Here is a 24,794-nt window from a genome sequence, read left to right on the forward strand (position 1 = left end):
AAATTATTCTTTTCCCCAGTCTTTAAATGGATTTTTACTTAAATAGGCGTTGTAATATCTTGGATCGTTAGTGACTTCTTCTCCAAGCCATTCTGGTTTTTCGAAGGTATCTGTTTCAGATTGTAACTCTATTTCAGCCATTACCAAGCCTTCATTTTCTCCATAAAATTCATCCACTTCAAAAATATGATCTCCGGATTTTATTTCGAAACGTGTTTTTTCAATTTTGCCCTTTTCGCACAATTTTAGTAATTCCTGAGCTTCGTCAATCGGAATTTCATTTTCCCATTCAAAACGCGACATTCCACCATGATGCCCGATCCCTTTAATAGTGATAAATCCTCTCTGGCCTTTAATTCTAACACGAACTGTTCTTTCAGGAATTGAACTTAAATATCCCTGCGCAATTTTATTTTGAGTAAAAGCCTGTTCTTTAAAATCATTTGATTTCACAAGAAACTTTCTTTCAATTTCAACCATTTTGATGTGTAAATTAATTTTAATGCAAGTTACTCAATTTAATTAAGTCTCAGAATTGACAGACGTTAAACTCTTTGTTTCCTGTCATTTTTGATGTTATTAAACTTAATTACAAAAACGACTTTAAAATATCTGATTATTAACATGTTACGTGTTATTTTTTTGGTTAAATTTGATACGATCTTAATTTCACACTTATGTCTAAAAAAGCACTATATCTCTTAGGCATTGCAATACTCATTATTTTGGGTACTTTTTTCTATCCGGAATTGTGTTGCCATTGTATGAAACCCCTAACAATTGATTCTGTTGAAAAACCAATTGTAGTAACTTCTGAGCCTGTTATGGTCTTAAAGTAATTAATCAAAATCGACAATCAATGAATATACCTTGTATTTTAATACCTGCGCTAATCGGATTAATCTGTGCAATTTTAGGTTACTTACTAGGAAGAATGAACTGCAATACTGATGATTCGCTTGCCACTACTTTACAAGCTGAGCTGGATGCCTGCCAAATAAATACCAAAAATCTAAATAAACGAATCGCTGCTTTAGAAGCAGAACTTGCCGCCCGAACAATTATTACTACTTCAGCCCAATCATTTACTGCACCGACGAATCCACTCTTATTATTTGAGGCTGAACTTGCCAGAGCTGTTATGGGAGAAAAAATAAAAGAAAATGATCTTACAATTGTGGAAGGAATCGGTCCAAAAATTGAAGTATTGTTTAAAAATGCCGGAATAAGCACCTGGCATGAATTATCAGAAGCGTCTACAGAAAAATTACAGTCCATTTTGGATGAAGGTGGTGAAAATTATGCTATTCACAATCCAGGTACCTGGCCAAAACAAGCTCTACTGGCATACGAAGGAAAGTGGCAGGAATTGAAGGACTTACAGGACAATCTGAGAGCCGGAAAAGAATAAAACCAATACCTAAATAACCTTAAAAACTGGCTTCAGGCCAGTTTTTTTATAGTTTATCAAGAAGATGAGATTGCCATTTTTTAGCTTTATTGTACCATAACTGTCCTTTTGAAACTTCTAAAGGGCACTCAAAATTATTGGTATAAAGAGCCCCAGTTCCGAGACCCTGAGGCATTTTTGAATGCTGCAAAAAAGTCCATTGTGCGATTGCATTCAGTCCGATATTACTTTCTAAAGCTGATGTAATCCACCAGCCAATCTTGTATTGGTCTGCCAGCGTAATCCATTCCTGCGTACCTCTGAAGCCCCCTACAAAACTTGGTTTAAGAATAATGTATTGCGGTTTGATTTTCTGCAGCAGCTTTTCTTTTTCTTCAATTGAAAATACTCCGATTAATTCTTCATCCAAAGCAATAGGAAAAGGTGTTATTTCACACAACTCTTTCATTGCTTCCGGGTTTCCTTTTTTTATAGGCTGTTCAATACTATGAAGCTGGAATTTATGTAGTTGATTTAATTTATCTAAAGCTTCACTTAACTCAAAAGCGCCATTGGCATCGACTCTGATTTCTATTTGTTCCGCAGAAAAATGACTTCTGGTAAAGTGTAATAATTCCAGTTCTTTTTCGAAATCTATAGCTCCAATTTTGAGTTTGATACAATCAAAACCTTCGTCTAATTTTTCTTCTATTTGTTCTTTCATGAACTGGGGTTCTCCCATCCAGACCAGACCGTTTATAGGAATTGATTTTGAAGTAGCTGTAAAAGCAGAAGGAAATAACAAATATGGATTTTCACTTTTAAGAGACAAAAAAGCCATTTCTAAGCCGAATTGTATAGAAGGAAATTCCAGCAAAGTTTCCCAAAGTGCAGTTTCTCCCAGATGGATATTATGACAGGCCCAATTTAGTTTTTCCTCATAATCCCCGCGATCGTCAGCACTTAATCCTCTTAAAATGCCACACTCCCCTATTCCCTTTTTTCCGTTTTCTTCGAGGACAATAAACCAGGTTTCTTTTTCGGTCATAATGCCCCTCGACGTTCCTGACGGGCGTTTAAACTCCAGCATATATTTGTGGTAAGTGGCTTTCATTTTTTAAGTACTGAGATTGTTTTCTAAGATTCTAAAAAAGCTTTAAAACTCTTTCGTAATCATCGGATTTAATACCTGCTTTTTGAAATGTTGTAAAGTCTGACTTCGTTTTGTCGGTCCAGCTCAGACTGTCTGTAACATTTTGATTTTGGTATTTTTTATAAATAGATTTTGCGGAACTGTAATCATCACTTAGCAAATAAACGTGTGCCAGATTCAATTTTACTAATAATTCCGTATCATCCAGTTTTTCACCTTCTTTCAATGTTTTGATTGCTTTTGCGTATTGCTTCGTCAGGATATAACAATAACCAATCGAGCTGTAGTCTAGTGCTGTTGCTTTTCCGTCATTAATAATGGTATTTAATTTAGGAATCGCTTCGTTGTATTTTTCTTTTTTTATCAAAGCTGCAATTTGCGTTCGTAAATCGTTGTAAACGTTTTTAGAAATATCCGCATCATTGTAACAGGCATTGCCGAAATCTTTATACACTTTGGTTTTTTCAATTGCCAATAACTTTTGAAATTCAGAATAGCGGTATTGTTTCATTATTTTATTCAAAATACAGACACAAAAATCATCCGAATTGGCCATTTTCTGAGCCATTGTCGAGGTTTTACACAAACTTATAATTTCATTTTTATTATCCTGATTCCAACCGCGGTTGAGTTTGGTATCCACCCAGGGCACCACTTCCAAAACAATCTTTTGACTTAAAAGCCAGTTTTTACTTTCGAAACCAAACCAAATGGTAGTTGTATTTTCTTTCAGGCAGGAAGATTTATCCAGAGAAAGCCTTTTGGCATCTTTACTGACCGGTTCTACCTGAGCAAAACAGGCTGTATCTGTTTTTCCGTCACTTACATACTTTTTTGCATTTTCATTGGACGTAAAAATCGAATACGTGCATTGGTCATCTCCTGAAATTTTCGACATCAGAAAAACAGCTCCTGCAGAACCCTGACCGATTCCGTAAGGATCCGGTATCGCTTTAAGAATTGACACCAGACTATTGGTCATTTCCTGATTTTTATCCAAAAGCGTAATTCTGTAAACTATTTCGGTAGTCCCGACAGGCAAATCTTCTGTGTGAACCGTAATACGGTCACCGGCAGAAACAATAATTTCTCTGGTAGTGGCTCTTTCTTTGTCCCAATACCCCTCTTTTTGAGCGTACGTACTGTAAAATGAAATTACACAAAACAACAGAAGTATTTTTTTGAAAATCATAATGTTATGAATTTTATTGAGTATCATTAATCATATTTAGAATCCGTTTTTCAGCTTCCGCTTTTGTGATCCCTTCATGAAAATCTTTAACAAAAGAATGATTGAAACTTTCATGAGGAAAAATTACCGGTCTGTTATTGCCTTTTTGAGTCACCACCGTCGTTGGAATACTTTCTGAAAACTCGTAACCGCTTATGTCATTCGATAACCAGCCAAAATATTCCGTTTCATGATTTTCATTGTCAAAATTTTCAAGATAATCCTGAAAACTCTTTTCGCTCAAAGAAACCCAAACCCCGTATTCTAAGTCCTGACAATGATCATTTACTTTTTGAAATAGCACGCAGCGTATAAATCTGGCCACTTCTTCCGGATATTTGATAACACAAAAATCTTGGTCAATAACAGCAATTTCCTCCTTCTCTTCACTCGAAAGCCAGTAATAATTGTTAGGTGAATTATACGTTAAGGCTGGCCAGCCTTCATGCTGCTGACCACAACATTCACAAGTAAAAGCAGTAGTATTCATTGTTTAAATTTCCGGGAGTAACCGTTTCGTTCAGTTTAAAATTTACAATTCTATCGATTCTCCGATTTTAAGAAGCATTAAATCTTTTCCTTTATCGAAAAATTTACGAATTGATTCTTCGTGATTAATTTCAATATAACCAAAAGTATCAAAATGATATCCCAGGATTTTATCACATTCTAAGAAATCTGACGCTATGATTGCATCTTCAACGTCCATAGTAAAGTTATTTCCGACTGGAAGAATAGCTAAATCTAATTTAGTACGCATCGGAATCAGTTTCATATCCATAGAAAGTGCTGTATCACCCGCAATATAGATGTTTTTATGTTCCCCTTCGATTACGAAACCTCCAGGATTTCCGCCGTAACTTCCGTTTGGAAAAGAGCTGGAATGGATCGCATTTACGTATTTTACTTTTCCAAAATCAAATTTCCAGCTTCCACCATGATTCATCGGGTGTGCCTTGAATCCTAATGTGGCATAATAACTTGTAATTTCAGCGTTTGAAACAATAACTGCATCGGTATTTTTTGCAATAGCTTCAACGTCTAAAACATGATCGCCATGTGCGTGAGTCAGTAAAATATAATCGGCTTTTAAAGTGTTAATATCGATTGCCGAAGCTTGAGGATTGCCTGTAATAAAGGGATCAACAATAATATGTTTTCCTCCAACTTCAATCCCTAATGATGCGTGTCCGTAAAAAGTAATTTTCATTTTTATAAAATTTAAAGTTGAATTTATTTTATCTTCCGCCTAAGAACAAATTAACTATGATGTCTGAAATTAATGAAATCATGCATATTGTCAAAAGAAGGGAAAGCAAGAATGTGCTTAATGCTAATTTTTTTAATTCCGGATCTAACAGTTTTGGCTCCTGGTTTTTAGCAACCGTAATTAAATGTTTGGTTAAAGGGATGTATGCCAGTAAAAACAAATATTGATCGAAACGATACCCGCTTAAAACAGCAAATACCACTACCAGTATCATTGCAGTTACGATAAGTGTAAAATGGTATATTTTTGCTTTTTTACCACCAATCTGAACGACTATAGTATTTTTACCCGATTTTCTATCTGATTCTTCATCACGCATGTTGTTCAGATTTAAAACTCCGACACTTAGCAAACCAATTGAAATAGCCGGTAATATTAAAAGCGGATCTACTTCTTTGGAATATAAAAAATTAACCCCCAAAGTACTCACCAATCCGAAGAAAACAAAAACAAATACATCGCCAAAACCTTTGTATCCGTAAGCTGAATTCCCCACTGTATATCGAATAGCAGAAGCAATTGCCGCAATGCCAAGCAACAGGAAAAACAGAGAGTAACCAAAATTAGATGCTCCAAAAGCAAAATAAATCAGGGTAATGGCTGATAATAAAGTTAAAAGTGATGTAATTATAATCGCTTTTTTCATTTCCTGCGGTGTAATAACACCACTTTGGATAGCGCGCTTTGGCCCAATTCGGTCTTCATTATCAGTGCCTTTTACGCCATCTCCGTAATCATTTGCAAAATTCGATAAAATCTGTAGTCCAAGCGTAGTTAAAAGTGCGAAGCCAAAAATTTTCCAGCTAAAAACTTCTGTCGGCGTATTGATGGTTTCTGTTGGGTTGGATAAGGCATAAATACTCCCTACTATAATTCCGGAAACTGATAAAGGTAATGTGCGCAAACGTGCGGCTTCAATCCAGTGTTTCATTCTGTTTTTAATTTTAGATTTTAGATTGTTAGAATTTAGATTGTTGGAAAAGTTTACAGTCTCAGTCTCAGTCTCGGTCTCGGTTGAAGCTGAAAACTGACACTGAGACTGAGACTCTAAACTTTACGGTAACCACTTATTCTCTCCGAAGTTGGGTCTTCTTTTTTCCAAAAATGCATTTCTTCCTTCTTTCGCTTCTTCGGTCATATAAGCCAGACGGGTTGCTTCGCCTGCAAAGACCTGTTGGCCGACCATACCGTCATCAGTCAGGTTCATGGCGAATTTCAGCATTTTTATAGATGTTGGTGATTTTTGCAGAATTTCCTGTGCCCACTCATACGCAGTATCTTCGAGTTCATCATGAGGAATTACGGCATTTACCATCCCCATATCCATTGCTTCCTGAGCCGAATAATTTCGTCCTAAAAAGAAAATTTCACGTGCTTTTTTCTGACCCACCATTTTAGCCAGGTACGCAGATCCGTATCCCCCGTCGAAACTGGTAACATCAGCATCTGTCTGTTTGAAAATAGCATGTTCTTTACTGGCCAGGGTCATATCGCAAACCACGTGTAAACTGTGTCCGCCACCTACTGCCCAACCGGGAACAACGGCAATAACTACTTTAGGCATAAAACGAATTAAACGCTGCACTTCCAGAATATTCAGACGGTGTTGTCCATCTTCCCCTACATACCCCTGATGCCCGCGAGCATTCTGATCGCCGCCGCTGCAAAAAGAATAAACGCCGTCTTTAGTTGAGGGCCCTTCTGCCGAAAGCAATACTACTCCAATTGAAGTGTCTTCCTGTGCGTCGTAAAAAGCCTGGTATAATTCTGAAGTTGTTTTTGGACGAAAAGCGTTTCTGACATTTGGTCTGTTGAAAGCAATTCTGGCAACTCCATTACATTTTTTATAGGTGATATCTTCAAATTCTCTGGCAGTGATCCAATCCATTTCTATTTGTTTAGTTTTAATAATTATAGTGTAAAAATAAACCATTTTTATATTTTTACCTACTCTATTTAATTTTAGTCTGCAAGAAAATAGCTCCCAATATTAACAATTGGTATTTACTTACAAAAAATAACATTATTTAACATTTGGATTCAAAAAAAATAAGTAATTTTACACTCTAGAAATCAATGAGATACATTTTATTTCACTGATTTATGATTGATTTTCTTTCACTGATTTATTAACCTAAAAAATGACTTTTTTTGAGAAAATTTAAAAAATTTGTCGCTTATTTTTTGATGGTTTTTATTGGTAAGCCCTTAATTAATGAGCAAATGATTTATGCATTTGTAAAAACTTCAAAAAAGAGATAGTAACACCTACGGTTAAAAGCTGGAATTGTCTGTAATTAGCAAAGATTGAAAACGAAAAAAGGAAAACAAGCTAATAAACTACTTTCTAAAAGTTATTCTATAAAACCAATGGCTCAGCCGTGAAATTGATTTTTTGCATTTAAGATGAATGTATCGATTGTTTAAAGACATACCCAAGTAAAGGAGTAATTTCAAAAATTCTTAAAGCTATTACTTTTTTAATGGATTCGAATTATTTTATTTCTGTTTTTTTTTAATTACAATTTTTTTTAAAACTAGAATAAAAAAGAGAGAGGCTACTTGTAATGAGTAGCCTTTCTTGTTATGTTTTACAGTAAATTCCAAAGTTTTAAATTCCAGATTCCAATACTACGTGTTTTTGTTGGAATTTGCTTTTACTAGACTTCTACTGCATCGTAATCAACAATAGCGTTACATTTTTGGAATTTGGAATTTTAAATATTGGATTTTAAAGAAAACTAATTATCCTTTACCAGATAGATTCCGTCTTCTTTAATTTCAATGAGTTTGTCTTTATACAAAGCACCTATTGCTTTTTTAAAGGTCTTTTTACTCATTTTAAGCACCGTTTTAATGTCTTCAGGGTGAGAACTGTCATTTAAACGTAAAAAACCGCGATTGGCTCTTAGTTCGTCCAGGATTTTCTCCGCATTTGGCTCAATACTCTCATATCCCTGCACCTGAAGCGCCACATCGATTTTATTATCAGGACGGATGTTTTTTATATAACCCGTCATTCTGTCGCCTGTTCTTATAGCATCATCGTATACTTCGTCTTTGTAAAGCAGTCCTTTGTGTTTCTCATTGATAATAACATTAATTCCGATTTCGGTAATATGCGAAACGATTAAATCAACTTCTTCTCCTTTTTCAACAGTTAAAGTATCATTGTTCAAAAACTGATTGGTTTTACTTGAAGCCACCAGACGATTGGTTTTTTCATCCATGTAAAGATAAACCAAATAGCGTTTTCCTTTTTCCATAGGACGTGCCTGTTCTTTAAACGGAACCAGAATGTCTTTTTCCATTCCCCAGTCCATAAAAGCACCCACCTGATTGATGTAGTTGACTCTTAATAAAGCAAATTCATTCAGTAATATATAAGGTTCCAGCGTTGTCGCAACAGGACGCTGTTCGTGGTCTAAATAAACAAAAACGATAAGCTCCTCGCCTATCTCAAATTCATTTGGAACGTATTTATTGGGTAATAAAATATCGTGAATTCCTTCAGGGTCTTTTTCAGGGTTTCCTAAAAATAAACCAACTTTGGTATCACGCAATATAGTAAGGGTGTTGTATTTTCCTATCTCAATCATATTCTTAAAATTCTAAGCTGTTAAGCAGCTAAGTTTCCAGCTGCAAATGTACGAAGTTTGAAAATGGTAATCCTAAAAATGTTTCTAATTAAAAAAAGACACCGGCATCTTAGCGTAGTTTAGTCATTTTAATTAAATTTGAGAACCCGTAATTAATCCAAAATCAATGAATAAGACCCTTTTCTACACCATTTTTACTTTTTTGTTTTTTACTCATATTACGACTTCGCAGGTTGCCGAAGATCCCGAAATAAAAAAAATGATCAGCGAAATCAAGGCCGAAAACCTGGAAGCTACGATCCATAAATTAGTTTCTTTTGGCACCAGACATACGCTTAGCGATACCAAAAGCAAAACCAAAGGCATTGGCGCCGCACAGCAATGGGTAAAATCCGAGTTTGACAGGTTTGCACTGGAATCTGACGGAAGATTAACTGCTGTAATTGATTATTTTGAAGTGAAAGCCGATGGAAAACGAATTATCAAAGACAGTCAGCTTGGCAATGTTATGGCGACTTTAAAAGGAACAGATCCGGGCGATAACCGTGTGCTGATCATAAGTGGACATCTCGACTCGAGAGTTTCCGACGTCATGAATGTAAAATCGAATGCTCCGGGCGCCAATGACGACGGATCCGGTGTTGCGGCTGTCATTGAATTGGCTAAAATAATGAGCAAGAGAGCATTTCCTGCCACCATAATTTTTGTAGCCGTGACCGGTGAAGAACAAGGTCTTTATGGAGCGCGTCATTTAGCAGAATTAGCCAAAGCATCCAACTGGAATATTGTGGCCATGCTGAACAATGATATGATTGGAAATAGTTTGTCCAGTGGTACTAATGTAAGAGACAATACGCAGATCCGGATTTTTAGCGAAACGATTCCGTTTTTAGAAACCGAAGAGGAAGCTAAGATGCGTAAAGCGACAAACCGTGATAACGACAGCCCTTCACGATTACTGGCACGTTATATTAAAACCGTTACGGAGCAATATGTGGACCAGCTGAAAGTTAAATTAGTGTACAGAAACGATCGTTTTTTGCGTGGCGGAGATCACACTCCGTTTAGCCAAAATGGATTTACAGCCGTTCGTTTTTGCGAAATGAATGAAAATTTCAACCATCAGCATCAGGATTTAAGAACCGAAAATGGCATTCAATATGGTGATCTTCCCGAGTTTATGGATTTTGAATATCTGCGAAAAAACACTTGTGCAAACTTAGCCACTCTAGCCAATTTAGCCTGGTCGCCTAAAGCGCCTTTAAATGTAGGGATTGAAGTAAAACAGCTTTCCAATTCTTCTACATTAGCATGGACTGCCCCGGAAGGAAAAACACCATACGGTTACCAGATTCTGATGCGAGAGACTTCTTCTTCTCACTGGGAGAAAACTTTTTTTGTAAAGGAGACTAAAGCCGAAATACCGTATTCTAAAGACAATGATTTCTTTGCGGTGCAGGCTGTAGATGCATTGGGTCATGCCAGTTTACCAGTATTTCCAGTACCTGTTAAGTAAGCTATTACCGGCAATTCAAGAAGCATTTTACAGGGCAAAGGAACTAAATGTAAAAACATCGCATTCAATAGCTATTCAAAGAAAAAAAGCATCATATATGATGCTTTTTTTCTTACTATTAAACTAACTCCTTAAAATATTGTTTTAAAATAACATCGTTTTCAAAAGTGGGCGTGAATACTTCCAGAATACACGGAGCATCATTTGCTACATAAAACGATTTTATGTTTTTGACTAAAGATTCCTCGTCAGTAGCCGTGAAGTAATTCAGCTGATACATTTTAGCCAGATGTTCCGCTGTTAAATGATGTGAAGTTTCAAAATAAGTATTGAAAACCGGTTTCTCTTCGTGTCCCGGTAAAATCCTGAAAATCCCGCCCCCGCCATTATTAATTAAAATAATTTTGAAATTTTGAGGGATATAAGAATTCCATAAAGCATTACTGTCGTATAAAAAACTAATATCTCCGGTAATAAAGACGTTTTGTTTTCCGCTTCCTACTGCAGCGCCTATAGCTGTCGATGTGCTTCCGTCAATTCCGCTTGTTCCCCTGTTACAAAAAACTTCGATAGAAGGATCAATATGAATCAGTTGTGCATAACGAATCGCTGAACTGTTGCTAATTTGCAGCTGACTGTTTTTAGGCAAAGCTTCAATTACTTTTTCGAAAACCTTAAAGTCAGAAAACGGAATTTTATCCAGGTATTCTTTTCTTCTGATTTTTCTCAGATCGTAGATATTTTTTATGTTGGCAAAATAATCGCTCTCTGTAATTTCAGCTTTCGAAAATAAATCTTTAAAAAAGTCATTTGGCTGCATTACAAAATGATTTGATAACGCATTAAAGGTATCATAAGCCCTCAAAGTGTCAAGGTGCCAGTGGTATTTTGGTTTGTATTTTCGTAAAAATGCCTTGATGCGTTTTGAAACAATCATTCCGCCGAAAGTCACTAAAATTTCAGGTTGAAAATCTTTAAAATCAGCCTCTTCAAAAGGTGTAATTAAAGTATCGATACTATTAATAAAAGCAGGGTGATGCAGGTTTGAAGTGGTCTCTGTCAGCACCACTACAGACGGATCTTTGGCCAGCGCCTCTGTTACTTCATCATTGATTGCATTGGCGTCATTTACACCAACCATGACTAATTTTCGTCTGGCTGCATTCCAGACAGAAACAATTTCGTCACTGTTTTCTATGGTTTTTGTTTGTAGTGCAGGTTCTGCATTTGTAATTTTTGATTTTACAGAAAGTGCTTCAACGGTTTCATACAAAGGCTCTTCAAAAGGCGCATTAATGTGTACAGGACCTTTTTTAAGGATAGCGGTTTCGATTGCCTTATTAATTTTCAGATCATTTTCAACAGAAGCTTCTTCGGTTAAATTAGCATTGAAAACCGAATGATTTTCATAAACATTCTGCTGACGAATCGTTTGCCCGTCTCCAATGTCGATTTTGTTTTGCGGACGGTCTGCAGAAATGATAACTAACGGAATCTGACTGTAAAATGCTTCTGCAACAGCCGGATAATAATTTAACAACGCAGATCCCGAAGTACAAACCACTGCTGTTGGCTGTTGGGTCTGCTGGGCAATGCCCAGGGCAAAAAAAGCAGCACAACGCTCATCGGCAATACTGTAACATTTAAAATTAGCATTTTGGGCAAACCCGATAGTTAAGGGTGCGTTTCTTGATCCGGGAGAAATTATGATAGTGGTGATTCCTTTTGCTAAACAAATTTCGATGATGCTCTGAGCAAGCGGTATTTTGGGGTAAATCATTCTTATGACGTGTTATTATTCCAGAAAATCGAAAAACTTTCTAATACTACAAAGTTACAAACTTCGATGTTGATTTAACTTATAAATGGTGAGATATTAAGTCAATTTTTAGAAAAAGGGAATATCTTTGTAAAAGCTATTTTTTTGAATAAAATAAACTTCTAATGCGTTTCATATACCTGTTTTTATTTTTCATTTCGGTACCAATCTTACACTCACAAAATCAGTTTGTTCCTGATGATATACCTTATAGAACGGGTTTAGAAACAGCCAAAGCTGCAAACAAACCGCTTTTTGTAATGCTGTATGCCGATTGGTGTCCGCATTGCAATCAGATGAAAAAAGAGGTCTTTAGTGATCCTGCAGTAATGGATTTCCTTAAAAGAAATTATGTCTGCCTCTGGAAAGATATTGAAAAGGAAGAAGGAAAAATGCTCAAAGATAAATTCAATACCAAATCACTACCCACCTTTTTATTTTTAGATGCCACTGAAACATTGCTTTACGCGCTAAAAGGCGAAATGAAAACAGCAGCGTTTCTGACCGAAGTGAATTATGCTTTGAATCCGAAAATGCAGCTGCCGTATTTAGAAAAAGAGTTTCTGGCTGATCCATCCAATTCGACAAAATTCTTTGCTTACCTGAATACTTTAAAGAAAGGAAAAGACAGAACCGATTTGTCTCCGGCCACGCACCTTTATCTGAACACACAGTCTGATACACAATTGGTGAGCGAAACCAACTGGCGTGTGATTGCAAATGGGGTGACAGACATTAATTCGAGGGAATTTCAATATGTTTTAAAACATCAGAAAGAATTTGCTGCCGTAGCTTCGCAAAATCGTGTAGACCGCAAAGTCGAAAGTATCGTAAGCGAATTGCTTCGCCCTTTGGTCGATAATTTAGACACCGTGAATTATTATAAACAAAGGGAAATTGCAAAATCGATCCGATTGCAGAAAACGGATTCCCTGGTTTTTAAGTTTGATCTGACTTTAGCCGAAAGAACCGAAAAATGGCAATTTTATAAAAAAGTAACGCTTGAAGATACTCAGAAACTGGTGTGGAATGATGCCAGTTTCCTAAAAGATATCGGACAAACCTATCTCAAACATATAACCGATACCAATGCTTTGAAAATGGCTATTTTTTGGGTAAAACATTCTTTAGAATTGAATGATTCGTATGACGGAAATTTACTTTTAGCCCGGCTTTATAACAAAATAAAAGACAAGAAATCCGCTTTAAAATATGCGCAACATGCAAAAGTAATCTGTACCGAAATGACCTGGAGTACTAATGATGTTGATGCTTTATTAGCGGAATTACTGTCTAAATAACATTAAGAAAAATCAAAAAAAATCATGAACATCACGCTCAGACCCGCCACTACAAACGATTTGGAAAAAATTCTTGCTATCGTCAATCATTCTATTCTGCATACAACCGCTAATTATAGTTATGATATTCAGACTCTTGAAGTGCAGACAAAATGGTTTGAAGATAAAAAAACTAAAAACTTACCTATTGTTGTTGCCGATTTAAACGGTGAAGTTGTTGGTTTTGGGAGTTACGGCACATTCAGGGAGAAGATCGGTTATCAATACACCGTGGAACACTCTGTTTATGTGGTAGATCATGTGATCGGAAAAGGAATTGGCTCTCAGTTACTGACAGAACTCATTCGTTTGGCAAAAGAACAGGGTTATCATGTCATGATAGGTGCTATCGATGCTGATAACGCAGGAAGTATTGCTTTTCATGAAAGATTTGGTTTTGTTTCCATAGGAACGATTCGGGAAGTGGGATACAAATTCGATCATTGGCTTGATTTGGTTTTTATGCAGTTGATTTTGGAGTAGTGTGTTGGTCCACGGATTAAGAGGATTCGCAAAAGTGACAACACAGATCTGCACAGATATCAGATTACTAGAATTTTACCGCAAAGAACGCCACGATTTACACAAGGAACGCAAAGTAATAGGCTTATTTGTTATCATTTCCGTAAATTGTTTAATAAACTGTTATGAATAACATTTGATAAAAAAATCCACAAACCTGTATTGCTGCAAGTTTGTGGATTTTTGGTTAAAATAGCACCGTTATTAGCTTTTTATCCAATTGATTACTTCAGGATCTGTAGGCAGCGTTCTTGGTTTAATTACTTTTACCAATTCTCCTTTTTCGTTGATCAGGTATTTTTGAAAATTCCATTCTACTTCAGAATCCTGTAATCCATTTTTAGATTTTTGAGTCAGGAATTTATATACTTCACACATATCATCTCCTTTTACGGAAACTTTATCCATCATAGGGAAAGTCACCCCGTAATTTTGCTGGCAAAAAGCCCCGATTTCTTCATTTGTACCAGGTTCCTGTGAAGCGAAATTATTGGCAGGAAAACCAACAATTACAAAACCTTTGTCTTTATATTCTTTGTAAATCGCTTCCAGATCCTTGTATTGAGGTGTGAGACCACATTTTGAAGCCGTGTTTACAATCATTACTTTTTTGCCTTTTAAAGAAGCAAAATCAAAAGGATTTCCCGATAAATCTTCTACTTTAAATTGGTAAATAGTTTCTTTTGTCATAACCTTATCCGTTTTAGGAGTTTTTGTTTTATTGGTTTGTGCTTGATTTTGGCAGCTAAATAAAAATAGGACGCCATAAGCCAGAGATAATATTTTTTTCATCGTTTTAATTTTTTTATAAAATTAGTTAAAAAGAGTTTTACAGTTGTTTTTCAGCAACCTTATTTTGTATTAAATATAAGTTAAATAAAAAAAATGAAGCCTAACGTTAATCAGACGTTAGGCTTCTCCCCATACAAACAAATCAAACCATGAAATTTGAATTTTTTAAAGCTTTTTTGCTTTTTATCTTTTATAGTTCAGAATCTGCAATTTAATTTTTCCACAATTCCGGACTATTTTGTCGTATTGACATTGCAGCAAACCTGAGTATTGTAAACCTGCTGACAAAATCATTTTTTTTTAATTGTTTTATTCTCTATAGTTGATTCCTCGGTTTTTATCGAAATTTTTCATCCTCGATTTCACTCGTCTGCAAATATTTTTTAGTATCGGTGTTTACAATAGTAAAAAATTCTAATTCGTTTGCAGGGGCAAAACTTTCAGCATCGGCATCATCTAAAGCAATATTTTCGATTGGAAGTCCGAGGGCATCAACTATTAGTTTTTACAAAGACTCAAATTCGTTCTTCCCTCCTTTGCTTTTATCTCTTTTAAACCATCTTTATTAAAATTTGCAAGTGCCAAAACACTGGTCAGGCCTACAATCAATATTTTTAAATTATTTATTTTATACATGACTTAATTATTTTACTGAGATTTACTTTACGATTTCTATCTTAAAAAATGCCTGTTTTACTAATTTCTTAACCTAACAGTTCACCCTGAAAATTTAATTTTAAAGGAATATTTGTTTTATTTGCTATTTAACTAAATATTTTATTTCATGTTATAATAGCATTTACGTAAGTGGTTTCCTTTTGGTTTTAAAAAAGTCAAAAAAAAGTTACTTTTTTTTAGAACTCCTTGTTTTACTAAGGTTTAGACTGTTAAAAAAAAATATCGTTTTCACGAAAAAATAAATTATCTTTATCTGAACTAATCAAAATAAAAAAATAAAAATTTAGTTTAAGCTTAAAAATCCCATTATATGAGTCAAGAAGAATTACTAGTTTTAATTTACAAAAAAGACGAAAGAGCTTTTACCCATTTGTATGATATGTATTCGAAAAGTTTGTTTTCGGTTATTAATGTTCTGATAAAAAACCGAGAAGAAGCTGAAGATGTTTTGCAGGAAGTTTTTGTCAAAATATGGAAAAATATAGATTCTTATAACGAAAGTAAAGGCCGATTTTATACCTGGATCCTTAATATAGCTAGGAATACATCAATTGACAAGCTCAGATCCAAAAATTTTAATAACAGTCAAAAAAACCTTTCTTCAGATAATTTCGTAAATCTGTTAGATGACAGTAATAAGTTGACGAATAAAATTGATACGATCGGTATTCAGGAATTTGTAAAAAAGCTGAAACCTAAATGTATTGAGATAATCGATTTATTATTTTTCAAAGGGTATACCCAACAAGAAGCTTCAGAAGAACTGGCAATGCCATTGGGGACTATCAAGACGCAAAACAGAAACTGTATTAACGATTTACGTAATTATTTAAAAATCTAATGGAAGCAAAAGAATATATAGAATCAGGAATTCTGGAACTTTACGTTTACGGTTTATTAACCGAAGAAGAAAATCTGGAAGTAGCCGAAATGGCTAAAAACAATCCCGAAATAGATCAGGAAATCCTTTCGATTGAAAGGGCTATTGTGGCTCTGTCGTCAAGTTTCTCCCCATTCCATTCGGTTGCTAATTTCGAAAAGATCAAGGCACGCCTCGAGCTTAAGCATGGCAAAGTAATCGATATGAAGCCTGCTTCAAACTGGTCACAATATGTGGGCTGGGCAGCTGCAGTCGTATTGCTTTTAGGTCTTGGGTACCAAACTCTGGAACTGACCAAAACAAAAGACGCTATTGCAACCGTTGGTAACGAGAAAACTAAAATAGAAAGAGATTTTGCTTATCTGGAGCAGCAAAATAAACAAACTGAAAAAAGTCTGACTATTGTAAGAGATATTAAAAACACCGGAGTAACACTTGGTGGTCAGGCGGTTTCTCCAACCTCATTTGCAAAAGTATACTGGAACAAAGACACCAAAACGACTTATATTGATGCTGCAGGTTTACCAAAACCTCCAAAAGGAATGGTGTATCAGGTATGGGCTTTAAAATTAAGTCCGGTACTTACACCAACCAGCATTGGTTTGTTAAGTGATTTTGACTCCAACGATCAAAAAATATTTGCTGTAAGCCAAACCGTTTCAGCGGAAGCTTTTGGTATAACACTTGAGCCGGCCGGAGGAAGCCTTACACCTACTATGGAACAGCTATATACTTTAGGAAAAGTATAATAACAGAGTCGTACTAATATTGAAAACGCACATTAATTTATTTTGATGTGCGTTTTTTTTATTATTTTTAAGTCAAAAACAATCAAAAGCCATCACATGAGCGGAACTTTACTTTTAAGAATTACAATTGCTATTATTCTCCTGACCCATTCTGTATTCGGAATGTTTAATAACGGGATCAACGATTTTGGGAATTTATTTCTCAACCAGATTGGATTTGCACCGTATGGCGTTCTTTTGGCCTGGTCGATTAAATTATCACATGTTTTAGCGGCCGTTCTTCTGCTTCTTAATAAATATGTCAAATTAGCCGGTTTTGTAACAATTCTGGTTCTTATTATGGGAATTATTCTGGTTCATTTTCAGGAAGGCTGGTTTGTCGTAGGCGGCGGAAGAAATGGTATGGAATATAACTTTTTATTGATTATGGTGCTTCTTGCTATTATGTTTCCGAATGGTTTTAAAAAGGATAAAATTCAGGCGCAGCACTAACAAATTCTATTTTATAATATTAAAAATAGCCTAAAGAATGGAAATAACCTGCAAAAATTGTAATCATATTTATAAAGGCCATTACTGTAATAATTGTGGTCAGCCTGCCGCAACCCACAAAATTAATGCACATTATTTATGGCATGAAATCAGGCACAGCTTATTACATTTTGATGAGGGCATTCCGTATTCCATCAAACAATTATTTACAAGACCAGGGCATTCTATTCGCGAATTTATTGAAGGAAAACGTGTCAGGCATTTCAAACCTTTGTCTTTGGTTGTAGTTTTGGCTACTTTTTACGGCCTCTTATATCATTCCTTTCATATTAATTTATATGATAATACGTCTAATCCCAATATAGATATTGGTCAGTTTAATGAATGGAGTTCGAAACATTATTCATGGATCATAATCGTGACCATTCCGTTTTTTACTTTAGGAACCTACCTTAGTTTTAGAAAACAAGGTTATAATTTTGTAGAATACTTTGTACTAAATACTTACAAAGCCTCTCAGAAATTGTTTGCTCATCTTATCATATTTCCTCTGGTTCTTTACAATAACGGAAAACCTGAACTGCATAAAATTATGATTGCAGTATATATAATTGATCTTATTTTAACTTTCTGGACGAACATTCAATTCTTTAATAAAATTTCTAAAATCAAAGCATTGTTACTCTCTATTTTAAGCCAGCTTATTTTCTGGGCCAGTTTTCTTTTAACAATAGGTGTGATTGCTTCTCTATTGGGGTATTCATCTTTCATCAATTAATTAATTTCGACGGATTGGCTTGAAATCTTTATAACAAAAAAAATGTTCGACTTTTCAGTCGAACATTTTTTTTGAATTAATAATTCTATATATTATTTTTTGCTTTTATAATGCTTTCTGTAGGCTGGATAAGTTATCGCTCCAATTAGCGAAATAGTTCCCAAGGAATACCAGATCCAGTTTAGGGAATGCGCTTCCCCGCTTGCGTAAGAATGCAGACCAACCAGGTGGAAATTTACTCCGTAATAGGTAAACAAAATCGAAATAAAGGCAAACATACTCATTAGATTAAAGAACCACTTTCCGCGTAAAGCAGGAACAAATCTGGCGTGAATTACAAATCCGTATACCATAATCGAGATCAGGGCCCAGGTTTCTTTCGGATCCCATCCCCAGTAACGTCCCCAGCTTTCATTGGCCCATTGTCCCCCAAGGAAGTTTCCAATAGTCAGCATAATCAATCCAATAGTCAGTGCCATTTCATTGATATAGGTTATTTCTTTAATGTTTAAGCTCATTTTAGCCTTGTTCTTTTCTGTAGTAAAGAAAATCAGTATCAAAGCCACAAAACCTAAAATCATTCCCAAGGCAAAAGGGCCGTAACTGGCCACAATAACCGCCACGTGAATCATTAACCAATACGAATTAAGAACCGGCTGCAGATTTGCAATTTCCGGATCGATCCAGTTCATGTATGCCGCCATTAAGATCATGGCTGTTACAAAGGCTGATGAAGCAACGGTTAGCTTCGATTTTCTGTCAAAAGCCAGTCCGAAGAACATTGTAGCCCACGCTACATAAATAATGGATTCATAAGCATTACTCCAAGGTGCGTGCCCCGAAATGTACCAGCGGGCGATTAATCCTAAAGTATGCAATGCAAATAAAAAGCCGATGATAATATGAAAACCGTTTACTGTTATACGCAGCCATTTTTTTTCAAAAAAGATATTCAAAATCGTAAATAGCAACATTAAAACAGAAGCTGTAATGTACCAATACGGAAGTTTCTTAAAAACATCATATTTGTTATAGGCAATTTCCGCATCAATTTTTTGTTCACCTGGGCGAACTTTACTTCCGAATTTCTTTTGGAAGCCATTGATACTTTCGACTAAATTATCGGCCGTGCTAAAATCTTTGGAAATGGAAGCATTATTCAAAGCACTAAAATATAAAGGCAGAATTTGCTTCACATAAGTAGAGTCCATTCCTTTCAGTCCGGCACTTTCGCGCTCTAAATACGAAATCCATTTGTTATTCGGATCATTCGGAATCGGGAATATTTTCAAAATACTTCCGCTCAATGCCGATTCCATTAAATTTACTTTTTTATCGGTTTCAATAAAATCTTTCTCAAACTGATTTGGATTGGCCGCTTTGTATGCTGCGTCTAAATAAGGTGCCAGTTTGTAATTTCCATTGGCATCAAAGAAGTTTACAAAAGGAGCGTGTTTAGCCTCTTTTTCTACTCCGATAATTTTACGAATACTGTCATTCCCTGCTCTCAGGTGGATAATTGGAACCTGAATCCAAACCTGGGCATATTGTGTCATAGACAAAAATACCTGATCGGAATTCATGTCGTTGTAGGTATCACTCTGACTTACTTTTCGAAGCAATTCTGATGAAAAAGTATTAATAGGTTTCATCCTTCCGCCGGCATCCTGAATAATCAGGCGTCCAAATTTTGCTGCGTGTGATTCAGGAGCTTTATAAATACTCAATAAAGAATCTAACTGTTTCTGACTTGGCGGTGCCGTAACATGATTGGCATGATCGTTCGGATCTTCGGTATGTGAATGTGTATGTCCCGGTGTATGAACATGAGGTGCAGGCGCTTCCTGTGCAAAACCATTTAGACTTAAAAGCAAAACTAAAATCGTAACGAATTTCTCTTTTTTCTTTTTTACACCTTCCAGTTTGCGCTTTAAATCAGCAAAACGGGAATGTTTGGTAAACATGATCGCCATCAGACCGAAAAACAGCATGAAATAGCCTAAATAAGTGATAGACGTTCCCCAGAAATCATGATTTACAGATAATACAGTTCCTTTTTCATCCGGATCAAATGAAGACTGGAAAAAACGGTACCCTTTGTGATCTAAAACGTGGTTCATATAAATATCAGCATCAAAAGTTTCTGTAGAATCCTGAACGGTAACTTTACTTTCAAAAGCAGAATAACTTTTTTCTGTTCCCGGATATTTTGTAGCAATAAAATCGTTTAATTTAACTTTAAAAGGCAAAATATAAGCTTTACTTCCGTAGAATAAAGAATATTCAATATTGCCAATTTTAACTGTTTTTGGTTCTCCAACACTTCCTTTAGATCCCAAAAGCGTGATTTCTTTTTCCTGTCCTTCTGATTTTACTTTTACGATTAAAGCATCATGATGGCTTTTAGCCTTAAAATCTTTATTCGATTCATAGGCTATACTTCCTTTCATGGCAGGATCCGGAAATACAATTCTAATGTCGCCGATACTGTATAGAGAACGCATCATCAGAGGCTGTACGTTATCTTTGGTCACTTTACCCTGAAATTTATCCGCCATTCGCATAAAATTACCTTCGAAAGGCGTCTGAATAGTATATTTTTCCCCTGTAGTATTGATGTTAATGGCTCCTGCTGTAGGCTTATTCAAAGCAAACAAAACGTTGTGAATATTTTGAACTTCACCTTCTTTCAGGAAATGTTCTTCACGCCCTCCTGCTCCTGCTTCTACTAATTTCAGGTATAAAGTTCCTTTCGGATCCGGTTTTACCACTTCTTTCGCTCCCATAATGTAGTTCTCGTAAGTTACTTCAAACGAAGTTTCATCAAACTTGCCTGAAATAGAAAAATCATTATTGGTCACAGGTGATAGTAAAAGGCTTTTTTCGAAGACTCTTCGTTTCATTTCTCCCTTGTACTCCCCATCAGCAAATACGGTCAGGAATGTTTTTTCAGAATAAATCTGATTTTCGGCAGCACCTTCACGAATCGGCATCACGCCTTCATAACTGATGTATCTTGTAATAAAAGCTCCTAAAAGAATAAAGATAAAGGCAATATGCAATAAAAAAGTTGCCCATTTTTCCTTTTTCAGTAATTGATAACGCTTAATGTTTCCAATGAAATTAATCATAAAAAAGACCATTATCGCTTCAAACCACCATGTATTGTAAATTATAATTCGGGCCGTATCGGTATTGTACTTACTTTCTACAAAAGTTCCGATACCCATTGCTAAAGCAAATGTTAAAAAAAGAACGGCCATTAATCGTGTAGAAAATAAAAAAGAGAATATTTTTTTATCCATTTTTGAGGAATTACATTGTATAAAAGTGCCACAAAAGTACTTAAAAATGTTGAGTTCCGATATTTGTGATTTGTTAATTAAAACCAAAAAAAGGTGTTGCAATTAAATCAAATTCTTAAAACCCTCTGCTTAATTTTATAAAGCTACAAAACACTGGACTATATTGTAAGCCACAGATTACACGGATTAAACAGATTCTTTTTTTACCTTGGTGACGGAACCTTCTTTTAAATTAATCATAACGCATCAAATCTCTTTAATCCGTGTCATCTGTGGCCAAACTTTTTTCTGACGTATTCTCTTTAAAAAAAATAATGCTAATTTTGCGCTATGATTCGAATAACACTAATTGGTTCCGGAAATGTAGCACAGCATTTGATTAAGGCTTTCGCTAAAAGTGAGCTTATAGAAATTGTACAGGTATATTCCCGAAAGAAAGAGGCTTTATCCGCTGTAATTGAATTTGATAAAATTACAAGTGATTTTGAGGATTTAAAAGAAGCTGATTTGTACATTATCGCAGTTTCTGATAAAGCAATTGCAGACGTTTCAAAGCAATTGCCTTTTCAAAACCGAATTGTTGTTCATACTTCCGGTGCCGCTTCACTCGATGTTCTGGATTCAAAAAACAGAAAAGGCGTTTTCTATCCGCTGCAAACATTTTCTAAAAACAAGGATATTGATTTCTCAGCAATTCCGATGTGCCTGGAAGCAGAAAACACTTTTGACTTTCGTATTCTGGAAACTGTCGCAAAAAGTATTTCAAATGCAGTTTTTGCAATTAATTCAGATCAGAGAAAAGCACTGCATGTTTCGGCTGTTTTTGTGAATAATTTTACCAATCATTTGTACCAGATCGGACAGGAAATTTGTGAAGAACACCAGGTTCCTTTTGAAATTCTTAAACCGCTGATACGGGAAACAGCAGAAAAAATAAACACCTTAAATCCGATTGACGCACAAACAGGTCCTGCAAAACGTAATGACGCTGTGACTATTAACGCTCATTTGGATTATTTAACAACTGAAAATCAAAAAAATATCTATAAAATACTAACCCAATCTATACAAAATAATGGCAAAAAGTTATAAAGAAATAATGAATGACATCACGACGTTTGTTTTTGATGTTGATGGCGTACTTACAGACAGCTCTGTTTTTGTAACCAATGAAGGAGAAATTCTTCGTACGATGAATATTCGTGACGGTTACGCTATGAAAGCGGCGGTGGAAAGCGGCTACAATGTTTGCATTATTTCCGGCGGGAGCAACGAAGGTGTTCGGGTTCGTCTGCATAATTTAGGAATTAAGGATATTCACTTAGGAACTCCGGACAAAGTTAAAACCTTTAAAGAGTACACTGATCTTTACAATATTAATCCGGAAAACGTGTTGTATATGGGTGATGATATTCCGGATTTTCATGTTATGAAATTAGTAGGCTTACCAACCTGTCCGCAAGATGCAAGCCCTGAAATCAAAAACATCTGCCGTTATATTTCACACGTTAAAGGAGGAAAAGGTGCTGCACGTGATGTTATCGAACAAGTGATGAAAGTACAAGGAAAATGGATGGAGCATTTTAGCGGAAAGCATGATTAAGTTTTTAGTCGCAGTCGCAGTTTTCAGACCAATAAAAAAACTTTGAACCTTTGCCTCTCTGCACCTTCATAAAAAAGCTCAGAACCTTAGCAACTTAGAACCTTAAAAAAAACCTTTGCCACTTTGAACCTCTGTCCCTTTGAACCTTAAAAAAACTCAGAACCTTAAAAAAAATGAAATTCCTCAAACTCATTCGATATCAAAACTTACTGATGCTTGCTTTTATGCAGCTCTTATTTCGTTATGCTTTTTTAAAACAGCAGGATATTCCGTTGGCTTTAGCGGACTGGCAATACGGTCTCTTAGTTCTGAGCACTGTTTTAATAGCGGCTGCGGGTTATGTAATTAATAATGTTATGGATGTTGCCACAGATACGATCAACAAACCCAATGATGTTGTGATCGGAAAAGGAATTTCCGAAACTGCAGCTTATAATATTTATATCGGGTTAAATATTACCGGTGTTGCTATTGGTTGCTATTTATCGAATGTGATAATGCGGCCAAATTTTGCTGTTATATTTATCCTGATTGCTTCTGTGCTTTATTTTTATTCAACATCACTAAAGCAAATCATGATTTTAGGGAATTTTGTAGTAGCGGCTGTGTTATCCTTTAGTGTCATTATTATTGGCGTTTTTGACCTTTTCCCGGCTACTAATGCCGAGAATCAGGCTCAAATGGCTAGTATGTTTTCCATTTTGATTGATTATGCCTTATTTGCTTTTATGATTAATTTCATTCGTGAAATTGTTAAAGATATTGAAGATGTAAATGGAGATTACAACCAGGGGATGAATACCCTGCCCATTGCAATCGGAATTAACAGAGCTGCAAAAATTGCGCTGGGATTTGCTGTAATTCCTTTTATTCTTTGCCTTTTTTATATCAACAAATACTTCGTAGAAAATAATCTTTTCATTGTTACTTTTTATGCTTTTTCTTTTGTTTTGGCACCGCTTTTATATTTCATCGTAAAAATATTCAGTGCGAAATCTCAAAAGGATTTTCATCATTTAAGTACTGTTTTAAAGTTAATACTGCTTTTCGGAATTCTTTCAATCCTGGTTATTGCCCTAAATATAAAATACAATGCTTAAAGAAAAACTAAAAAAATACACTTTGATCCTGGCTTCAGGCTCTCCCCGCAGACAACAGTTTTTTAAAGACCTTGATTTGGATTTTGAAATCAGGCTTAAAGAAATCGAAGAAATATATCCTCCGGAATTAAAAGCAGTTGAAATAACGGATTATTTAGCCCGCTTAAAAGCCAATGCCTTTGACGGGGAATTAAATCCGAATGAGATCCTGGTAACCAGTGATACAATTGTCTGGCATCAGAATCGCGCTTTGGGGAAACCAAAAGATGCAACAGAAGCTTTTGAAATGATAAAATCGATGTCCAATACTACACATGAGGTTTTTACATCGGTGTGCTTTAAAACCAACTCTGCTTCTACCCTTATAAATGATGTTACGAAAGTTACTTTTAAGGATTTGTCCGATGAAGCCATTTTATTTTACATAGAAAATTACAAACCTTACGATAAGGCAGGCGCTTATGGTATACAGGAATGGTTTGGTTTTATGGCTGTTACCAAAGTGGAAGGTTCTTACACGAATGTTATGGGACTTCCAACGGCTAAAGTTTATGAATATTTGAGTACTTTAGTTTAA

The 24,794-nt window shown here is 35.5% G+C and carries 24 protein-coding genes; 12 read left to right on the plus strand and 12 right to left on the minus strand.

The window, feature by feature from the left end:
* Positions 1–3 precede the first annotated feature (3 nt).
* Positions 4–480, minus strand: a complete 477-nt coding sequence (locus GJU43_RS17855) for a CYTH domain-containing protein (protein WP_154342511.1) — start codon at positions 478–480, stop codon at positions 4–6.
* Positions 481–859: 379 nt separating this feature from the next.
* Here GJU43_RS17855 and GJU43_RS17860 point away from each other — a divergent pair, with 379 nt between their 5' ends.
* Positions 860–1,411 carry a hypothetical protein gene (locus GJU43_RS17860; RefSeq protein WP_154342513.1) on the plus strand — a complete coding sequence of 184 codons (552 nt, stop codon included), beginning with the start codon at positions 860–862 and terminating at the stop codon, positions 1,409–1,411.
* A gap of 46 nt (positions 1,412–1,457) precedes the next feature.
* Here GJU43_RS17860 and GJU43_RS17865 read toward each other — a convergent pair whose 3' ends face one another.
* From GJU43_RS17865 to GJU43_RS17895, 7 genes are all read right to left on the minus strand, one after another.
* The gene (locus GJU43_RS17865; RefSeq protein WP_154342515.1) at positions 1,458–2,504 is read right to left on the minus strand and encodes an o-succinylbenzoate synthase; all 1,047 of its coding nucleotides are present in this window, start codon (positions 2,502–2,504) and stop codon (positions 1,458–1,460) included.
* Between the two features lie 31 nt (positions 2,505–2,535).
* Complete coding sequence (locus GJU43_RS17870) at positions 2,536–3,735, minus strand: M48 family metallopeptidase (RefSeq protein WP_154342628.1); 1,200 nt, start codon at positions 3,733–3,735, stop codon at positions 2,536–2,538.
* A gap of 13 nt (positions 3,736–3,748) precedes the next feature.
* Positions 3,749–4,264, minus strand: a complete 516-nt coding sequence (locus GJU43_RS17875) for a DUF2199 domain-containing protein (RefSeq protein ID WP_154342517.1) — start codon at positions 4,262–4,264, stop codon at positions 3,749–3,751.
* 42 nt (positions 4,265–4,306) lie between these two features.
* Positions 4,307–4,984, minus strand: a complete 678-nt coding sequence (locus tag GJU43_RS17880; RefSeq protein WP_154342519.1) for a metal-dependent hydrolase — start codon at positions 4,982–4,984, stop codon at positions 4,307–4,309.
* A 28-nt stretch (positions 4,985–5,012) separates the two neighbouring features.
* The gene (menA, locus tag GJU43_RS17885) at positions 5,013–5,975 is read right to left on the minus strand and encodes a 1,4-dihydroxy-2-naphthoate octaprenyltransferase (RefSeq protein ID WP_154342521.1); all 963 of its coding nucleotides are present in this window, start codon (positions 5,973–5,975) and stop codon (positions 5,013–5,015) included.
* 123 nt (positions 5,976–6,098) lie between these two features.
* On the minus strand, positions 6,099–6,932 hold the full coding sequence (locus GJU43_RS17890; RefSeq protein WP_154342523.1) for a 1,4-dihydroxy-2-naphthoyl-CoA synthase: 834 nt from the start codon (positions 6,930–6,932) through the stop codon (positions 6,099–6,101).
* A gap of 853 nt (positions 6,933–7,785) precedes the next feature.
* Positions 7,786–8,643 (minus strand): S1 RNA-binding domain-containing protein, encoded by an 858-nt coding sequence (locus GJU43_RS17895; protein WP_154342525.1) that lies wholly within the window; start codon positions 8,641–8,643, stop codon positions 7,786–7,788.
* A gap of 166 nt (positions 8,644–8,809) precedes the next feature.
* Between GJU43_RS17895 and GJU43_RS17900 the strand changes: the two genes are divergently transcribed.
* On the plus strand, positions 8,810–10,159 hold the full coding sequence (locus GJU43_RS17900; protein ID WP_154342527.1) for a M20/M25/M40 family metallo-hydrolase: 1,350 nt from the start codon (positions 8,810–8,812) through the stop codon (positions 10,157–10,159).
* A gap of 118 nt (positions 10,160–10,277) precedes the next feature.
* Here the strand turns inward: GJU43_RS17900 and menD are convergent, their stop codons facing one another.
* Positions 10,278–11,939: a 2-succinyl-5-enolpyruvyl-6-hydroxy-3-cyclohexene-1-carboxylic-acid synthase gene (menD, locus tag GJU43_RS17905; RefSeq protein ID WP_154342529.1), complete on the minus strand. Its 1,662-nt coding sequence runs from the start codon at positions 11,937–11,939 to the stop codon at positions 10,278–10,280.
* Between the two features lie 164 nt (positions 11,940–12,103).
* Here menD and GJU43_RS17910 point away from each other — a divergent pair, with 164 nt between their 5' ends.
* The gene (locus tag GJU43_RS17910) at positions 12,104–13,279 is read left to right on the plus strand and encodes a thioredoxin family protein (protein WP_154342531.1); all 1,176 of its coding nucleotides are present in this window, start codon (positions 12,104–12,106) and stop codon (positions 13,277–13,279) included.
* Positions 13,280–13,303: 24 nt separating this feature from the next.
* A complete protein-coding gene (locus GJU43_RS17915) occupies positions 13,304–13,801 on the plus strand; it encodes a GNAT family N-acetyltransferase (RefSeq protein ID WP_154342533.1) in 498 nt (165 codons plus the stop codon).
* Between the two features lie 243 nt (positions 13,802–14,044).
* Here the strand turns inward: GJU43_RS17915 and GJU43_RS17920 are convergent, their stop codons facing one another.
* Both GJU43_RS17920 and GJU43_RS17925 read right to left on the minus strand, forming a co-directional pair.
* On the minus strand, positions 14,045–14,632 hold the full coding sequence (locus tag GJU43_RS17920; protein ID WP_154342535.1) for a glutathione peroxidase: 588 nt from the start codon (positions 14,630–14,632) through the stop codon (positions 14,045–14,047).
* A 498-nt stretch (positions 14,633–15,130) separates the two neighbouring features.
* Entirely contained in the window at positions 15,131–15,268 is a 138-nt protein-coding gene (locus tag GJU43_RS17925; RefSeq protein WP_154342537.1) for a hypothetical protein, read from the minus strand.
* Between the two features lie 352 nt (positions 15,269–15,620).
* Here GJU43_RS17925 and GJU43_RS17930 point away from each other — a divergent pair, with 352 nt between their 5' ends.
* The 4 genes from GJU43_RS17930 (at position 15,621) to GJU43_RS17945 (ending at position 18,209) form a co-directional block, all read left to right on the plus strand.
* Positions 15,621–16,151, plus strand: a complete 531-nt coding sequence (locus tag GJU43_RS17930) for an RNA polymerase sigma factor (RefSeq protein ID WP_127340584.1) — start codon at positions 15,621–15,623, stop codon at positions 16,149–16,151.
* Complete coding sequence (locus GJU43_RS17935) at positions 16,151–16,939, plus strand: anti-sigma factor domain-containing protein (protein ID WP_154342539.1); 789 nt, start codon at positions 16,151–16,153, stop codon at positions 16,937–16,939. Before GJU43_RS17930 ends, GJU43_RS17935 begins: the two co-directional genes overlap by 1 nt.
* Positions 16,940–17,035: 96 nt before the next feature.
* Positions 17,036–17,431 carry a DoxX family membrane protein gene (locus GJU43_RS17940; RefSeq protein WP_154342541.1) on the plus strand — a complete coding sequence of 132 codons (396 nt, stop codon included), beginning with the start codon at positions 17,036–17,038 and terminating at the stop codon, positions 17,429–17,431.
* 37 nt (positions 17,432–17,468) lie between these two features.
* On the plus strand, positions 17,469–18,209 hold the full coding sequence (locus tag GJU43_RS17945; protein WP_154342543.1) for a DUF3667 domain-containing protein: 741 nt from the start codon (positions 17,469–17,471) through the stop codon (positions 18,207–18,209).
* Between the two features lie 92 nt (positions 18,210–18,301).
* Here the strand turns inward: GJU43_RS17945 and ccsA are convergent, their stop codons facing one another.
* On the minus strand, positions 18,302–21,514 hold the full coding sequence (gene ccsA, locus GJU43_RS17950) for a cytochrome c biogenesis protein CcsA (protein ID WP_154342544.1): 3,213 nt from the start codon (positions 21,512–21,514) through the stop codon (positions 18,302–18,304).
* Positions 21,515–21,844: 330 nt separating this feature from the next.
* Between ccsA and GJU43_RS17955 the strand changes: the two genes are divergently transcribed.
* From GJU43_RS17955 to GJU43_RS17970, 4 genes are all read left to right on the plus strand, one after another.
* Positions 21,845–22,606, plus strand: coding sequence for a Rossmann-like and DUF2520 domain-containing protein (locus GJU43_RS17955; RefSeq protein WP_154342546.1), 762 nt, complete (start codon positions 21,845–21,847; stop codon positions 22,604–22,606).
* Positions 22,590–23,117 (plus strand): HAD family hydrolase, encoded by a 528-nt coding sequence (locus GJU43_RS17960; RefSeq protein ID WP_154342548.1) that lies wholly within the window; start codon positions 22,590–22,592, stop codon positions 23,115–23,117. Before GJU43_RS17955 ends, GJU43_RS17960 begins: the two co-directional genes overlap by 17 nt.
* 173 nt (positions 23,118–23,290) lie before the next feature.
* Positions 23,291–24,217 (plus strand): geranylgeranylglycerol-phosphate geranylgeranyltransferase, encoded by a 927-nt coding sequence (locus GJU43_RS17965; RefSeq protein ID WP_154342550.1) that lies wholly within the window; start codon positions 23,291–23,293, stop codon positions 24,215–24,217.
* Positions 24,210–24,794 (plus strand): Maf-like protein, encoded by a 585-nt coding sequence (locus GJU43_RS17970; RefSeq protein ID WP_154342552.1) that lies wholly within the window; start codon positions 24,210–24,212, stop codon positions 24,792–24,794. Before GJU43_RS17965 ends, GJU43_RS17970 begins: the two co-directional genes overlap by 8 nt.

The sequence above is a fragment of the Flavobacterium sp. LC2016-23 genome (genome assembly GCF_009674775.1).
Lineage (GTDB): Bacteria > Bacteroidota > Bacteroidia > Flavobacteriales > Flavobacteriaceae > Flavobacterium.

Excerpts from the sequence above, each read along its gene's own strand:
- GJU43_RS17855 (WP_154342511.1), bottom strand. The coding sequence starts at position 480 with ATGGTTGAAATTGAAAGAAAGTTTCTTGTGAAATCAAATGATTTTAAA.
- GJU43_RS17860 (WP_154342513.1), top strand. The coding sequence starts at position 860 with ATGAATATACCTTGTATTTTAATACCTGCGCTAATCGGATTAATCTGT.
- GJU43_RS17865 (WP_154342515.1), bottom strand. The coding sequence starts at position 2,504 with ATGAAAGCCACTTACCACAAATATATGCTGGAGTTTAAACGCCCGTCA.
- GJU43_RS17870 (WP_154342628.1), bottom strand. The coding sequence starts at position 3,735 with ATGATTTTCAAAAAAATACTTCTGTTGTTTTGTGTAATTTCATTTTAC.
- GJU43_RS17875 (WP_154342517.1), bottom strand. The coding sequence starts at position 4,264 with ATGAATACTACTGCTTTTACTTGTGAATGTTGTGGTCAGCAGCATGAA.
- GJU43_RS17880 (WP_154342519.1), bottom strand. The coding sequence starts at position 4,984 with ATGAAAATTACTTTTTACGGACACGCATCATTAGGGATTGAAGTTGGA.
- menA (WP_154342521.1), bottom strand. The coding sequence starts at position 5,975 with ATGAAACACTGGATTGAAGCCGCACGTTTGCGCACATTACCTTTATCA.
- GJU43_RS17890 (WP_154342523.1), bottom strand. The coding sequence starts at position 6,932 with ATGGATTGGATCACTGCCAGAGAATTTGAAGATATCACCTATAAAAAA.
- GJU43_RS17895 (WP_154342525.1), bottom strand. The coding sequence starts at position 8,643 with ATGATTGAGATAGGAAAATACAACACCCTTACTATATTGCGTGATACC.
- GJU43_RS17900 (WP_154342527.1), top strand. The coding sequence starts at position 8,810 with ATGAATAAGACCCTTTTCTACACCATTTTTACTTTTTTGTTTTTTACT.
- menD (WP_154342529.1), bottom strand. The coding sequence starts at position 11,939 with ATGATTTACCCCAAAATACCGCTTGCTCAGAGCATCATCGAAATTTGT.
- GJU43_RS17910 (WP_154342531.1), top strand. The coding sequence starts at position 12,104 with ATGCGTTTCATATACCTGTTTTTATTTTTCATTTCGGTACCAATCTTA.
- GJU43_RS17915 (WP_154342533.1), top strand. The coding sequence starts at position 13,304 with ATGAACATCACGCTCAGACCCGCCACTACAAACGATTTGGAAAAAATT.
- GJU43_RS17920 (WP_154342535.1), bottom strand. The coding sequence starts at position 14,632 with ATGAAAAAAATATTATCTCTGGCTTATGGCGTCCTATTTTTATTTAGC.
- GJU43_RS17925 (WP_154342537.1), bottom strand. The coding sequence starts at position 15,268 with ATGTATAAAATAAATAATTTAAAAATATTGATTGTAGGCCTGACCAGT.
- GJU43_RS17930 (WP_127340584.1), top strand. The coding sequence starts at position 15,621 with ATGAGTCAAGAAGAATTACTAGTTTTAATTTACAAAAAAGACGAAAGA.
- GJU43_RS17935 (WP_154342539.1), top strand. The coding sequence starts at position 16,151 with ATGGAAGCAAAAGAATATATAGAATCAGGAATTCTGGAACTTTACGTT.
- GJU43_RS17940 (WP_154342541.1), top strand. The coding sequence starts at position 17,036 with ATGAGCGGAACTTTACTTTTAAGAATTACAATTGCTATTATTCTCCTG.
- GJU43_RS17945 (WP_154342543.1), top strand. The coding sequence starts at position 17,469 with ATGGAAATAACCTGCAAAAATTGTAATCATATTTATAAAGGCCATTAC.
- ccsA (WP_154342544.1), bottom strand. The coding sequence starts at position 21,514 with ATGGATAAAAAAATATTCTCTTTTTTATTTTCTACACGATTAATGGCC.
- GJU43_RS17955 (WP_154342546.1), top strand. The coding sequence starts at position 21,845 with ATGATTCGAATAACACTAATTGGTTCCGGAAATGTAGCACAGCATTTG.
- GJU43_RS17960 (WP_154342548.1), top strand. The coding sequence starts at position 22,590 with ATGGCAAAAAGTTATAAAGAAATAATGAATGACATCACGACGTTTGTT.
- GJU43_RS17965 (WP_154342550.1), top strand. The coding sequence starts at position 23,291 with ATGAAATTCCTCAAACTCATTCGATATCAAAACTTACTGATGCTTGCT.
- GJU43_RS17970 (WP_154342552.1), top strand. The coding sequence starts at position 24,210 with ATGCTTAAAGAAAAACTAAAAAAATACACTTTGATCCTGGCTTCAGGC.